Source organism: Aminobacter sp. P4_D5 (assembly GCF_056401815.1).
Map to the genome: position 1 here is coordinate 1 of NZ_JBFUIP010001339.1, position 529 is coordinate 529.

The following is a 529-nucleotide window of genomic DNA, read 5'->3' on the forward strand; positions in this document are numbered from 1 at the left end:
GAGGGGATCGAAGGGAAGCCCGGCGATCGGGACGGCGGCATTTCCCCGGTACCAATCCCCAGAGCCAAATTTGCCGCCCCCCACGTCGGCCTCAGCCCTTACGGCGACACGATCGGTCTAATGAGGTCCGCCCCACTCGACGTGATTCTCAGTTACCCCGGCCCTCATTATCATCATGTCCGATTCCGCACCGACGGCGTACTGCGGCAGTGGCCGGTTGCCGTCGCGGACGATGATCGTGCGGGACGGATAGATCTGAGCACGGTTAGCATCGCCCCCTCGAATGCAGGACCTGCCCTGCCACCGGGCCGTATCTTCATGGACGGCGCGCTGCTGTGGATGCTGGAGCATTCCCACTCATTCAGCAGCCTGGATGAAGCATCGATCGCCATGCGCGATGCCCTTGCCGATGAGGAGCTCAACCAAAGACTGGCGGTACGTGGTTTCCGAGGGAGTTGGCACGCCGACCGGCCGCTCCTGGGACCGCTGCATCAACCGATAAGCCCGGAATTTTTTCAAACCCCAGGTG

The 529-nt window shown here is 62.4% G+C and carries 1 protein-coding gene; it reads left to right on the forward strand.

Annotated elements, in window-relative coordinates:
* Positions 1-318 precede the first annotated feature (318 nt).
* Positions 319-529: hypothetical protein (locus AC1DWF_RS38280; RefSeq protein ID WP_476843617.1), on the forward strand; the 211-nt coding region annotated here is incomplete at its 3' end.